Below are 13468 nucleotides of genomic sequence, written 5' to 3'. Positions count from 1 at the left end.
AGATGCGCAAAGCGCTTCTGCTCGGCGTAACCCACCAATTTTGGTTTCCGCAGTGACGGACAGTGGTGGGTTACGCCTTCGGCTAACCCACCCTACGGCAGCTGTGCTTGCTGCCTCACTCCACCCCGATCGTCGTCAGATCCTGGAACCAGTGCTGCGCCTGCACGAACTGCTTGATCTTGGGCGACAGCGCGTGCGGGTTGGTGTCGTGGACCACCCAGACCAGCGCAGCGTCGTCGACGATCAAAGCGTGCGCCTGCGCGATCAGCTCGTCCTGCTTGGCGGTATCAAAAGTCTGCTTGGCTTCGGTGATCAGCGCGTCGACCTTCGGGTTCTTGTAGCCGCCCCAGTTGACGCCGACCGGCGCCATCTGGTCGGAGGCGAAGAAGCGGACGATGGCGTAGAGCGGATCGGAGGTGACATAGGCGATGTTGTTGGCGGTGATGCCGGCGTTGATCTCGTCGGCCGCGCCCTTGCGCCAATGCGTATAGAGCGTCTCGAGCTCGACCACCTTGAAGTCGATGTCGATGCCGATCTCCTTGAAGCTCTGTTGCAGGAATTCATTCATCGGCAGCGACAGCATCTGGCCGGTGCCGCCCTGCGCGATGATGAAGGTGGTCTTCAGCGGTTTTTCCTTGGAGTAGCCGGCCTCTTCGACCAGCTTCTTCGCCGCCGCGAGATCGTATTTCAGCTCGAACGTCGGCTTGCCGAACCACGGGCTCGACGGGTCGACCTGGCCCTTGGCGGGCTTGGCGAGTCCGTTCATCAGGCCGACCACGCCTTCGCGATCGATCGCGAGGTTCAGCGCCTTGCGCAGGCGGATGTCGGTCCAGGGCGAGCCCGGCAGCACGCTGAGATGATAATTCCAGACATGCGGCGTGACGTTGTCGACGATCTTCATGCCGGCCGCTTTCAGCTGCGGCACGGCGTCCGGCGCCGGCGTCTCGATCAGATCGACCTGACCCGCGAGCAGCGCGTTGGTGCGCGTCAGCGCTTCCGGCATCGGCACCAGCACGAGCTTGTCGACCTTGGGAATGCGCTTCTTGTTCCAGTAGTCCGGGTTCTTGGTGAGCTCGGCGAGCTCGCGCGGCACCAGCTTGGTCAGCTTGAACGGGCCGGTGCCGGAGGGCTGGCTCGCAAACTTGTCCCAATCCTTGCCGAGCTTTTCATATTGCGCCGGGCTCGACACCAGGAACCACAGCATTTGATAGGGAAAGAACGAGTCCACCGTCTTGGTGGTGATCTCCACGGTGGAATCGTCGATCTTGGCGTAGCTCGCGACCGAGGGCAGGCGGGTCTTCACCTGCGCGCTCTGGCGCTTGTCGAATTGCGGCGCCTTGTCGTTCAGGACCTTGTCGAGATTCCAGATCACCGCATCGGCGTTGAACTCGCTGCCGTCGTGAAACTTCACACCCTTGCGCAAGCTGAAGCGCCACTTTGTCTTGTCGTTGTCATCGACCTTCCATTCGGTGGCGAGCCCGGGCACCAGCTTTCCCGGACGGTCAGCGACGTCCATCTCCCACGCGACCAGCGGATCGTAGATCGTGTACGCTGTGAACTGATAGGCGCCGGCGCCGCGATCGGGCTGGCCGGTCGTCAGCGGAATATCCGCCATGGAGATGCCGTAGCGCACCACCGTTTCGGCGCGCGCCGGGATTGCGAACGACGCCAGCGCAAGCACGGCGAGACAGGTCGATAGACGGATACGCATGGCCCAAAGCTCCAAGGAAAAGTCAAAGGCAAAACTCAAGGGAGAATTCGAGGCCAAACCTGCAATCTTGATGCCAGAATAGGCAGCGCGGCGCCTATGCGTACGCGCGATCACAAGGACTTGTCGTCGCAGGGGCAATTCGCGGAATAAGCGTCCCCATTGGCATAGCCATTGCATACGTTTGCATCAAAATTAGTCATCGAAAGCCGGAAAAGGACTGAAGTAATGCTTATCAAGACGACCACCCGCGCAGCACTGATCGCGGCGCTGGCCTTGACGACTGCGGCCGCGTGGCCGCACGCGGCCAGCGCGGAAACCGTGCTGCGTATCGGCATGACGGCTGGCGATATTCCGCGCACGCTCGGCCAGCCCGATCAGGGTTTTGAAGGCAACCGCTTCACCGGCCTGACCATGTATGACGCGCTCACCGGCTGGGACCTGTCCTCCGCCGACAAGCCGAGCGTCGTGATCCCCGGCCTTGCCACCGAATGGAAGGTCGACGATTCCGACAAGACCAAATGGACCTTCAAGTTGCGCCCCGGCGTCACCTTCCATGATGGTTCGCCGTTCAACGCCGATGCTGTGGTGTGGAACGTCGAGAAGGTGCTGAAGCAGGATGCGCCGCAATTCGACGCCAGCCAGGTCGGCGTCACGGCGTCGCGCATGCCGACGCTGGCGTCGGCGAAGAAGATCGACGACATGACGGTCGAGCTCACCACCAAGGAGCCCGACAGCTTCCTGCCGATCAACCTCACCAACCTCTTCATGGCGAGCCCGGCGAAGTGGCAGGCCTTCTACGACAAGGCCGAAGGCGCCGATGCCAAGGCGAAATCGCAGGCCGCCTGGGCTGCGTTCGCCAAGGACGCCTCGGGCACCGGCCCGTGGAAGATGGTGAGCTTCACGCCGCGCGAACGGCTCGAACTGGTGAAGAACGCGAATTATTGGAACAAGGCCCGCGTGCCCAAGATCGACAAGATGGTGCTCTTGCCGATGCCGGAGGCGAACGCCCGCACCGCGGCGCTGCTCTCCGGTCAGGTCGACTGGGTCGAGGCGCCGGCGCCGGATGCGCTGCCCGAGCTCAAGCAGCGCGGCTTCAAGCTCTACGCCAACGAGCAGCCGCATGTCTGGCCGTGGCAATTCTCGCGCATCGAAGGCTCACCCTGGAATGACATCCGTGTGCGCAAGGCCGCAAACCTCTGCATCGATCGCGAAGGCCTCAAGGACGGATTGCTCGGCGGCCTGATGGTGCCAGCGACCGGCACCTTCGAACCCGGCCACCCCTGGCGCGGCAAGCCGACCTTCGAGATCAAGTACGACAAGCCCGCCGCGCAGAAGCTGATGCAGGAGGCCGGCTTCGGTCCGAACAAGAAGCTGACGGTCAAGGTCCAGACCTCGACGTCCGGCTCCGGCCAGATGCTGCCGTTGCCGATGAATGAATATCTCCAGCAGGCGCTGGCCGAGTGCTATTTCGACGTGCAGCTCGACGTCATCGAATGGAACACGCTGTTCAGTGCCAATTGGCGCAAGGGCGCCAGCGATCCGTCGGCCCGCGGCTCCAACGCCATCAACGTCACCTATGCGGCGATGGACCCGTACTTCGCGCTGGTGCGCTTCCTGCAATCGAGCATGGCCCCTCCCGTCTCGAACAATTGGGGCTTCATCAACAACCCCAAGTTCGACGAGATGGTGAAGAAGGCACGGCAGACCTTCGATCCCGCCGCGCGCGACGCCGCGCTCGCCGAGCTGCACGCGGCCTCCGTCGATGACGCCGCCTTCCTCTACGTCGCCCACGACGTCGGCCCGCGCGCCATGAGCCCGAAGGTCATCGGCGTGATCCAGCCGAAGAGCTGGTTCATCGACTTCTCGCCGATCTCGATGACGCCGTAGCTCGCGCCACACGAACAGTGCACCCTCTCCCCTTGTGGGAGAGGGTGGCTTCGCGCAAGCGAAGCCGGGTGAGGGGTCTCTCTCCGCGAATGCGGACCTCTCGGCCGATGCAATATCATCCGCGGAAACAACCCCTCATCCGGCGCTTGCGCGCCACCTTCTCCCACAAGGGGAGAGGGAAGGAAGAAGAGCAGTGCTCGCCTATATCGCCAGACGCATCGTCTATGTCGTCCCGATCGTCATCAGCGTGGCGCTGGTGTGCTTTCTGCTCGTGCACATCACGCCGGGCGATCCGCTGGTCGCGGTGCTCCCCGCAGACGCCTCGCAGGAGCTCGCGGCGCAGCTCCGGGCCGCCTATGGTTTTGATCGCCCGCTGCCGGTGCAGTTCGGGCTTTGGCTGCTGCGCGCGCTGCATGGCGATCTCGGCAATTCCATCGCCACGGGGCGTCCCGTGCTGGCCGAAGTCTTGCGCGCGGTCGGCAACACCGTGACGCTCGCGATCGCGGCCGCGATCATCGGTTTCACGATGGGAATCCTGCTCGGCCTGATCGCCGGTTATTTCCGCGAGACCTGGATCGACAAGCTCGCGACCTCCTTTGCCATCGCCGGCGTCTCGGTGCCGCATTACTGGCTCGGCATGGTGCTCGTCATCGTCTTCTCGGTCGAATTGAACTGGCTGCCCGCGGTCGGCGCCGGGCCTAACGGCTCCAATTCCTGGGCCTGGGACTGGTCGCATATGAAATATCTGGTGCTGCCGGCGATCACGACATCGGTGATCCCGATGGGCATCGTCACCCGTACGGTGCGTGCGTTGACCGGCGACATCCTCTCGCAGGACTTTGTCGAAGCGCTGCGCGCCAAGGGCCTGCACGAGACCGGCGTGTTCCGCCACGTCATCAAGAACGCCGCGCCCACCGCGCTCGCGGTGATGGGGCTCCAGCTCGGTTACATGCTCGGCGGCTCGATCCTGATCGAGACCGTGTTCTCCTGGCCGGGTTCGGGCTTCCTGCTCAACTCGGCGATCTTCCAGCGTGATTTGCCGCTGTTGCAGGGCACGATCCTGGTGCTGGCGCTGTTCTTCGTCTTTCTCAATCTGCTGGTCGACATCGCGCAAGCCGCGATCGACCCGCGCATCAAGCGGGGCTAGCGGGATGAGGTGCCGCACATTCAGTGTCGTCCCGGCGAAGGCCGGGACCCATAACCCCAGGACGTGGTTGTGGGACGAGATGGTAACTACGGGTCTTCGCCAAACTATCTTTCGTGAGTATGGGTCCCGGCCTTCGCCGGGACGACGATGGAAATTGCGGCGATGAGCGAGCTTCCGCTGTCAGCGACCAGCGACGCCGCGCTCCAGGCCGCACCCGCCACCAAGGCGCGCGGCTATTGGGCGACCGTCGGCCGCCGCATCACGCGCGACAAGGTCAGCATGGCCTGCGCGCTGGTGCTGCTGCTGATCTTCGTCTCCGCGATCCTCGCGCCCTGGCTCGGCCTCGAGGATCCCTACAAGGGTTCGATGATCCGCCGCCTCCGCCACATCGGCACGGTCGGCTATCCGCTCGGCACCGACGAGCTCGGCCGCGACATGCTGGCGCGGCTGATCTACGGCGGCCGGCTGTCGCTGGTCATCGGCATTTTGCCTGTCATCCTCGCCTTCGGCATCGGCACCTCGCTCGGCCTCGTTGCGGGCTATGTCGGCGGCAAGCTCAACACCGCGATCATGCGTACGGTCGACGTGTTCTACGCGTTTCCTTCGGTGCTGCTCGCAATCGCGATCTCCGGCGCGCTCGGCGCCGGCATCCTCAATTCCATCGTGGCACTGACCATCGTGTTCGTGCCGCAGATCAGCCGCGTCGCCGAGAGCGTCACCACCGGCGTGCGCAACATGGATTTCGTCGAAGCCGCGCGCGCCTCCGGCGCCGGCCCCTTGACTATCATGCGCGTGCACATCCTCGGCAATGTGCTGGGCGCGATCTTCGTCTACGCCACCAGCCTGATCTCGGTCTCGATGATTTTGGCCGCCGGTCTCTCGTTCTTGGGCCTCGGTACAAAACCGCCCGAGCCGGAATGGGGCCTGATGCTGAACACGTTGCGCACCGCGATCTACGTCAATCCCTGGGTCGCCGCACTGCCCGGCGCGATGATTTTTGCGGTCTCGATCTGCTTCAACCTGCTCTCGGACGGCCTGCGCAGCGCCATGGACATCAGGAACTGAGATGAGAGCGACACAACTAGCCGCGGCGTCGGTGCCACACCTCTCCCCGATGGGGAGAGGTGGGAGACCGCGGCCATGACAACAAATCAATCCGTTGCCATGCTGGAGCCGATCGAAGACGTCGGCGGCGTCGCGCAGCCGCTGCTCCAGGTCAACGGCCTGACAAAGCACTTCCCCGTGCGTGGCGGATTGTTCGCCGCCAAACGCACCGTGCGTGCCGTCGATAACGTCTCCTTCTCCGTCGCCAAGGGCGAGACGGTCGGCATCGTCGGTGAATCCGGCTGCGGCAAGTCCACCACCGCGCGCCTGCTGATGCATCTGATGCCGCGCGATGACGGCGACATCATCTATGACGGCATGGCCGTCGGCCAGTCGCTGTCGCTGCGCGAGCTCCGCCGCGGCATGCAGATGGTGTTCCAGGACTCCTACGCCTCGCTCAATCCGCGCCTGACCATCGAGGAATCCATCGCCTTCGGCCCGAAAGTCCACGGCATGGCGGATGGCACAGCCCGCGCGCTGGCGCGCGAGCTGCTCGGCAAGGTGGGCTTGCGCCCGGAAAATTTTGCCAACCGTTATCCGCACGAGATTTCCGGCGGCCAGCGCCAGCGCGTCAACATCGCCCGCGCCTTGGCGCTGTCACCGCGGCTGGTAATCCTCGACGAAGCGGTCTCGGCGCTCGACAAGTCGGTCGAGGCGCAGGTGCTCAATCTCCTCGCCGACCTCAAGCGCGAGTTCGGGCTGACCTACCTCTTCATCAGTCACGACCTCAACGTCGTGCGTTACATCTCGGACCGCGTGCTGGTGATGTATCTCGGCGAGGTCGTCGAGCTCGGTCCGGTCGATCAGGTCTGGGATAGCCCTGCGCATCCCTATACGCGCGCGCTGCTGGCCGCGATGCCGTCGTCCGATCCCGACAAGCGCACCGAGCAGCCGCCGATCACCGGCGATCCGCCCAACCCGATCGATCCGCCGTCGGGCTGCCGCTTTCACACCCGTTGCCCGTTTGCGGAGCCGCTCTGCGCAAATGCGACACCAAAGCTCACCGCGCTCGATAGAATGGGCCACGAAGCCGCCTGCTACATGGCCATTCCGGGTTCGGGCCATAGCCGCGCGCCGAGAGGGGAAACTGCATGACAAGACCAACACCAAAAGAGATCAAGCCGATCGCGCAAGTCGCCGGCATCCCCGTGGACGACGAGATCGCGACGCGTATCGCCAATTCGATCGGGCCGGCCTTCGAGGGCTTTGAGGCGATCGCCGGCACGCTGCCATTCGATCTCGAACCGGCGTCCTACGTGGTCGCGCAGACCGCGAAGGTGTCGAAATGAGCACTGAGCCTGCCTTGATGACGCTCACCGAGGTCGCCCGTGCGATCGCGATGAAGCAGGTCTCCTCGCACGAGGTCACGCGCGCGCTGCTGCATCGGATCGCGCAGTGGCAGCCGCATCTCAACGCCTTCATGTCGATCGAGTCGGAAGCGGCGCTGAAGGCGGCCGACGCCGCCGACGCCGAGCTTGCCAAGGGTAAGGTCCGCGGTCCGCTGCACGGCGTGCCGCTGGCGCACAAGGACATGTATTACGATGCCGGCCATGTCGCGACCTGCGGCTCGGTGATCCGCCGCGATTTCGTGCCAACCACGACGTCCACCGCCTTGCAGCGGCTGAAGGACGCCGGCCAGATCCGGCTCGGCACGCTGCATCTGGCCGAATTCGCCTATGGCCCGACCGGCCACAACGCTCACTATGGTCCCGTGCGCAATCCCTGGAACGTCGCGCACATCACCGGCGGCTCGTCGTCGGGCTCAGGTTCGTCGGTCGCGGCGCGCCTGACCTATGCGGCGCTCGGCTCCGACACCGGCGGCTCGATCCGCATGCCCGCGCATTTCTGCGGCGTCACGGGCTTGAAGACCACCTGGAGCCGCGTCAGCCGCGCCGGCGCGATGCCGCTGTCGCAATCGCTCGACACGGTCGGCCCGCTCGCGCGTACCGCCGAAGACTGCGCGCTGCTGCTGGCGCTGATGGCCGGTCCCGACCCTGAGGATTCCACCGCAAGCCATGAGCCGCTGTCCGATTATGTCGGTGCGACCAAGGGCTCGCTGAAGGGCCTCAAGATCGGTGTGCCCGCGTCGTTCTATGTCGACGATCTCGACAGCGAAGTCGCGCGCGTGCTGGACGAGACCATCGCGGTGCTCAAGCGCGAGGGCGCCGATATCGTCAAGGCCGAGCTGCCGGACCAGCGGCAATTGTCCTCGGCAAGCCAGCTCGTGCTCGCGGCGGAAGCCGCCGCCTTTCACAAGCGCTGGATGATCGAGCGCCCCCAGGATTATGGCTCGCAGGTGTTGATGCGGCTTCAGAACGGCCTCGCCGTTCCCGCCATCACCTATCTCGAGGCGATGCGCTGGCGCGGCCCTGCGCTTGCCGCGCACAATGCGGCGACCGCGGGTGTCGATGCGATCATTGCTCCCGCGTCACCGGTGCCGGCGCCGTCGATCGAGGAGAGCGATGTCGGCGGCGGACCGAACGCGCCGGCGCTGTTGCAGCGGCTGACACTGTTCACCCGACCGGTGAACTTTTTGGGCCTGCCCTCGCTCACCGTGCCCTCCGGCTTCACCAAGAGCGGCCTGCCGATCGGCATGCAGCTGATCGGCCGCTCCTTTGATGAGGCGACCCTGCTCACCATCGGTGCCGCGTTCCAGCGCGTCACGGACTATCACGACCGGGTGCCAAAGCTGCCGTCATGACAAACCTCGTCGACATCTCAGGCCTCAGCATCCGCTTCACCGGCGAGCGCACGGTCTATGCCGTGAACGATCTCAATCTCTCGCTCGGCACGAGCGAGGTGCTGGGCCTGCTCGGCGAGTCCGGTTCGGGCAAGAGCGTGACCCTGCGCGCGCTGATGCGGCTGTTGCCGAAGAAGCGCACGCAGATTTCGGGCGCCGTCAACGTCATGGGCCGCGACGTGCTCGCGATGAACGACGAGGCGCTGTCGTCGTTCCGCGGCCAGACCGTGTCGATGATCTTTCAGGAGCCGGCGCTCGCGCTCGATCCGGTTTACACCATCGGCGCGCAGATCGCCGAAAGCGTGGTGCGCCACGAGGGCAAGAGCTTTGCGGAAGGGCGCGCACGCGCGCTTGAGATGCTCGAGGTCGTGCGCATCCCGTCTGCAAAACGGCGGCTGGATGCCTATCCGCACGAAATGTCCGGCGGCATGCGCCAGCGCGCGATGATTGCGCTGGCGCTCGCGTGCCGGCCGAAAATCCTGCTCGCGGACGAGCCGACCACCGCGCTCGATGCCACGGTGCAGATCCAGATTCTGTTGCTGCTGCGTGAGTTGCAGCGCGAGTTCGGCATGTCCGTCATCTTCGTCACCCACGACATCGGCGTCGCCATCGAAATCTGCGACCGCGTCGCGGTGATGTATGCCGGCCAGATCGTGGAGCAGGGGACTCTTCGCGACATCGTCCGCTCGCCCGTGCACCCCTATGCCAAGGGCCTGCTGGCCTCGACCATCCATGGCGCCAGGCGGGGCCAGCGGTTGGAAACCATCCCCGGCACCCCGCCGTCGCTGTCCGAAAAGCCCCGCAACTGCTCCTTTGCTCCCCGCTGCGCCGTGGCTCAGCCGGCTTGCGTCGCGCAACTGCCGCCAAATGTGGAGGTCGGCCCGGGTCGGGCAGCAAGGTGCGTGCTGGCGGAGGCGGTGGCCGCGTCGTAGGCCACTCTCGCTCCCAAACGCGAAAATCATCTGGCCCAAGACGGGGTTGTCGGGTTTCGCCGGGAACAACCGGCAGGCCGCCGTTCTACTGTGCATGGGGTTGTTTTCGACTTTTTTGTCGGCGTGCGCCGGCGGGCGAAGACCGGAACACCATTCAGACCCCATTCATCCCGGTTCCCGTTCCATGGGCCCGTTCACGGAGAGGGACTTCCACTTATGTATATTTCTGGCCAAAGCCTCATCATCATCCTGTTCGTCGGCCTGGTTGCCGGCTGGCTCGCCGGCAAGGTCGTGCGCGGAACCGGGTTCGGGATCATTGGCGACATCGTGATCGGCATCGCCGGCGCGTTTGTCGCGAGTTTCCTGTTCCCGAAGCTCGGCATCCATCTCGGCGTCGGGCTGGTCTCGGAGATCATCTATTCCGCCATCGGCGCCATCATCCTGCTCTTGGTGGTGCGGCTGGTGCGCGGCGGTGGCCGCTTCTAGCGGTGCCCGGGTTCGGTTGATCGGAACTCTTCGCCCCTCCCCGGCTGGGGAGGGGCGCTGTCGTCTGCTATAATAAGCCGCAAGGACTGTGAAATACCGGACTTGCGCATCCGGCCGTCCCGGGTAGATGTGGCGGGGCCTGGATTAATTCGACTGCGTTGGCCGGCCGAGGAACGCGATGTTAATTTGGGGCGAGTACGCCTCAATTTACCTTTGAATTCTGGGGTCTTACCCTCACCCGAAAGAGATCAGACTGATGGCAGCCGTTCCCGGCCTTCGCCGTTCAGAGCTCGGTGACGCGCTGCGGGCCTGCCGCACGGCATTCGTCGGCCTGGCCTTCATGAGCTGCATGATCAACCTGCTCTATCTGACCGGGTCGATCTTCATGCTGGAGGTCTACGACCGGGTGCTGCCGAGCCGCAGCATCCCGACACTGGTCGGCCTGATCGTCCTCGCCAGCGGCCTCTATATGGCGCAGGGCGTGCTCGATATGATCCGCAGCCGCATCCTGGGACGGATCGGCACCGCGCTCGACGAAGCCCTCAACAAGCGCGTGTTCGACACCATCGTGCGTCTGCCGCTCATGGTCGGCAACCGCAACGAGGGGCTCCAGCCGCTGCGCGACCTCGACAATGTCCGTTCCTTCCTCGGCAGCATGGGCCCGAGCGCGTTCTTCGACCTGCCCTGGCTGCCGCTCTATCTCGCCATCTGCTTCGCCTTCCACGTCATGATCGGCGTGACCGCGCTGGTCGGCGCCGTCATCCTGGTCGGGCTGACGCTGGTCACCGAATTCCTGTCCCGCCAGCCAGCGAAGGATGCGATGGGCCTTGCCGCCCAGCGCAACGATCTCGCCCAGTCCAGCCGCCGCAATGCGGAGGTGCTGGTTTCGATGGGCATGGCCGGCCGGCTGAACCAGCGCTGGAGCGAGGCCAACGAAAAATACCTTGCCGGCAATCAGCACGCGAGCGACGTCGCCGGCGGCCTCGGCGCGGTCGCGAAGGTGCTGCGCATGATGCTGCAATCGGCCGTGCTCGCGGTCGGCGCCTATCTCGTGATTCACCAGGAAGCCACCGCCGGCATCATCATCGCCGGCTCGATCCTGTCGGCGCGCGCGCTCGCGCCGGTCGATCTCGCGATCGCGCACTGGAAGTCCTTCGTTGCGGCCCGCCAGAGCTGGCATCGCCTCAGCAAGCTGCTGGAGCAGATGCCGGCGCAGACGATGCCGACCCAGTTGCAGGCGCCCACCAGCAAGCTCTCGGTCGAAGGCGTCGCCATGGTGCCGCCCGGCGACCAGCGCCTGATCGTGCAGGACATCACTTTTGTCCTCGAAGCCGGCAACGGCCTCGGCGTGATCGGCCCGAGCGGCTCCGGCAAATCGTCGCTCATTCGTGCGCTGGTCGGTGTGTGGCAGCCGGTCCGCGGCAAGGTGCGGCTCGACGGCGCGGCGCTCGACCAATGGTCGAGCGACGTGCTCGGCCGCTATATCGGCTATCTGCCGCAGGACGTCGAGCTGTTCGGCGGCACCATCGCGCAGAACATCAGCCGCTTCGATCCCGAGGCGACATCTGACGGCATCATCTCCGCGGCCAAGGAAGCCGGCGTGCATGAGATGATCATCAAGATGCGCGAGGGCTACAACACCCAGGTCGGTGAGCAGGGCACCTCGCTCTCCGCGGGTCAGGCGCAGCGCGTGGCGCTGGCGCGCGCACTCTACGGCAATCCATTCCTGATCGTGCTGGATGAGCCCAACTCTAATCTCGACACCGAGGGCGACGAGGCGCTGACCCGCGCCATCCGTGCCGCCCGCGAGCGCGGCGCCATCGTCATCGTGGTGGCGCACCGGCCGATCGGCGTCGAAGCGGTCGACCAGATCCTGGTGCTGCGCGACGGCCGCATGCAGGCCTTCGGGCCGAAGGAGCAGGTGCTCGCCCAGGTGCTCCAGCCTCGCGTGGCGCCGCCGGCGCCGATCAAGGTCGTCAGTGAAGGCGGAGTAGCCAAGGCATGAGCACGATGACGATCGGCGGAGGGGCGAAGAAGACCGTGCGGCAGTCGATCCGGTTTCACCTGATCCTCGGGCTCTCGATCGTGCTGTTCCTCGCCGTCGGCCTCGGCGGCTGGGCCTCGACGGTGCTGATCTCCGGCGCGCTGATCGCGCCGGGTCAGATCGTGGTCGAGTCCAACGTCAAGAAGGTGCAGCACCCGACCGGCGGCGTGGTCGGCGAGGTGCGCGCTCACGACGGCGATTTGGTCAAGGCCGGCGATATCGTGGTCCGGCTCGACGACACCGTCACCAAGGCCAACCTCGCCATCGTCACCAAGAATCTCGACGCGGCGCAGGCGCGCGCGGCGCGGCTCCAGGCCGAGCAGCGTGGTCTCGACAAGATCGAATTCCCGCAATCGCTGCGCGATCGCGGCGACGATCCCGACGTCAAGGCGCTGCTCTCCGCCGAAACCAAGCTGTTCGACGTCCGCGTCAACGGCCGTGCCGGTCAGAAGGCGCAGCTCCGCGAGCGTATCCAGCAGCTCAATGAGGAGATCGAGGGGCTCGTCGCGCAGGAGAAGGCCAAGGACAAGGAGATTTCGCTGGTGCAGCAGGAGCTCACCGGTGTGCGCGATCTCTACGACAAGCACCTGGTGCAGATCTCGCGCCTGACCACGCTCGAGCGCGACTCGGCCCGCCTCAACGGCGAGCGCGCGCAGTACATCGCCCAGCGCGCGCAGGGCAAGGGCAAGATCACCGAGACCGAGCTCCAGATCATCCAGGTCGACAAGGACATGGTCAGCGAGGTCTCCAAGGATCTGCGCGAGACCAACGACAAGATCGGCGAGATGATCGAGCGCAAGGTCGCGGCCGAAGACCAGCTCCGCCGCGTCGACATCCGTGCGCCGCAGGACGGCATGGTGCTGCAATCGACCGTGCACACGGTCGGCGGCGTCGTCACCGCCGGCGACGCGCTGATGCTGATCGTCCCGCAGGCCGACGATCTCCAGGTCGAGGCCAAGGTCAACCCGGTCGATATCGACAAGCTCCAGATCGGCCAGAAGACGCTGCTGCGTCTCTCCGCCTTCAATCAGCGCACCACGCCCGAGCTCAACGGTGTCGTCACCCGCGTCTCGCCCGACGTCACCACCGACCAGCGCACCGGCCAGAGCTATTACACCATCCGCGTCTCGATGCCGGCGGAAGAGGTCGCCCGGCTCGGCGATTCCAAGCTGATCCCCGGCATGCCTGCGGAAGCCTTCGTCCAGACCGGCGACCGCACCATGCTGTCCTACCTGATGAAGCCGTTGCACGACCAGTTCATGCGCGCTTTCCGGGAGAAGTGACGCGCGGTAGGGTGGGTTAGTTAGGCGAAGCCGTAACCCACCACTTCTCTATCCGCGGAAGCAGAAGTGGTGGGTTACGCTGCGCTAACCCACCCTACGCATCTTCATTCTTGCTATAGTTCGACTCAAGCTCC

Annotated in this window: 11 protein-coding genes; 10 read left to right on the top strand and 1 reads right to left on the bottom strand. The window is 65.0% G+C overall.

From position 1 onward, the window contains the following. Positions 1–115: 115 nt before the first annotated feature. Positions 116–1711, bottom strand: coding sequence for an ABC transporter substrate-binding protein (locus tag IC761_RS33715; protein ID WP_195800920.1), 1596 nt, complete (start codon positions 1709–1711; stop codon positions 116–118). A gap of 225 nt (positions 1712–1936) precedes the next feature. Between IC761_RS33715 and IC761_RS33710 the strand changes: the two genes are divergently transcribed. From IC761_RS33710 to IC761_RS33665, 10 genes are all read left to right on the top strand, one after another. After that, positions 1937–3598 (top strand): ABC transporter substrate-binding protein, encoded by a 1662-nt coding sequence (locus IC761_RS33710; RefSeq protein ID WP_195800919.1) that lies wholly within the window; start codon positions 1937–1939, stop codon positions 3596–3598. Positions 3599–3791: 193 nt separating this feature from the next. Continuing rightward, a complete protein-coding gene (locus IC761_RS33705) occupies positions 3792–4745 on the top strand; it encodes an ABC transporter permease (RefSeq protein WP_195800918.1) in 954 nt (317 codons plus the stop codon). A gap of 162 nt (positions 4746–4907) precedes the next feature. Further along, positions 4908–5810 (top strand): ABC transporter permease, encoded by a 903-nt coding sequence (locus IC761_RS33700; protein WP_195800917.1) that lies wholly within the window; start codon positions 4908–4910, stop codon positions 5808–5810. A 75-nt stretch (positions 5811–5885) separates the two neighbouring features. Continuing rightward, the gene (locus IC761_RS33695; protein ID WP_195800916.1) at positions 5886–6944 is read left to right on the top strand and encodes an ABC transporter ATP-binding protein; all 1059 of its coding nucleotides are present in this window, start codon (positions 5886–5888) and stop codon (positions 6942–6944) included. Further along, positions 6941–7138: a hypothetical protein gene (locus IC761_RS33690; protein ID WP_195800915.1), complete on the top strand. Its 198-nt coding sequence runs from the start codon at positions 6941–6943 to the stop codon at positions 7136–7138. The genes IC761_RS33695 and IC761_RS33690 overlap by 4 nt, the downstream gene beginning before the upstream one ends. Further along, a complete protein-coding gene (locus IC761_RS33685) occupies positions 7135–8550 on the top strand; it encodes an amidase (RefSeq protein WP_195800914.1) in 1416 nt (471 codons plus the stop codon). Before IC761_RS33690 ends, IC761_RS33685 begins: the two co-directional genes overlap by 4 nt. Further along, entirely contained in the window at positions 8547–9521 is a 975-nt protein-coding gene (locus IC761_RS33680) for an ABC transporter ATP-binding protein (protein WP_195800913.1), read from the top strand. Before IC761_RS33685 ends, IC761_RS33680 begins: the two co-directional genes overlap by 4 nt. A 216-nt stretch (positions 9522–9737) precedes the next feature. Beyond that, positions 9738–10007, top strand: coding sequence for a GlsB/YeaQ/YmgE family stress response membrane protein (locus IC761_RS33675; protein WP_195800912.1), 270 nt, complete (start codon positions 9738–9740; stop codon positions 10005–10007). 256 nt (positions 10008–10263) lie between these two features. Next, positions 10264–12012: a type I secretion system permease/ATPase gene (locus tag IC761_RS33670; RefSeq protein ID WP_195800911.1), complete on the top strand. Its 1749-nt coding sequence runs from the start codon at positions 10264–10266 to the stop codon at positions 12010–12012. Next, a complete protein-coding gene (locus IC761_RS33665) occupies positions 12009–13334 on the top strand; it encodes an HlyD family type I secretion periplasmic adaptor subunit (protein ID WP_195800910.1) in 1326 nt (441 codons plus the stop codon). The genes IC761_RS33670 and IC761_RS33665 overlap by 4 nt, the downstream gene beginning before the upstream one ends. Positions 13335–13468: the final 134 nt, after the last annotated feature.

Origin of the sequence: Bradyrhizobium commune (genome assembly GCF_015624505.1) — a bacterium.
Classification (GTDB): Bacteria; Pseudomonadota; Alphaproteobacteria; order Rhizobiales; family Xanthobacteraceae; genus Bradyrhizobium; species Bradyrhizobium commune.
The sequence above is the reverse complement of the archived record's forward strand: the minus strand, read 5'-3'. Positions and strand labels throughout refer to the sequence as shown.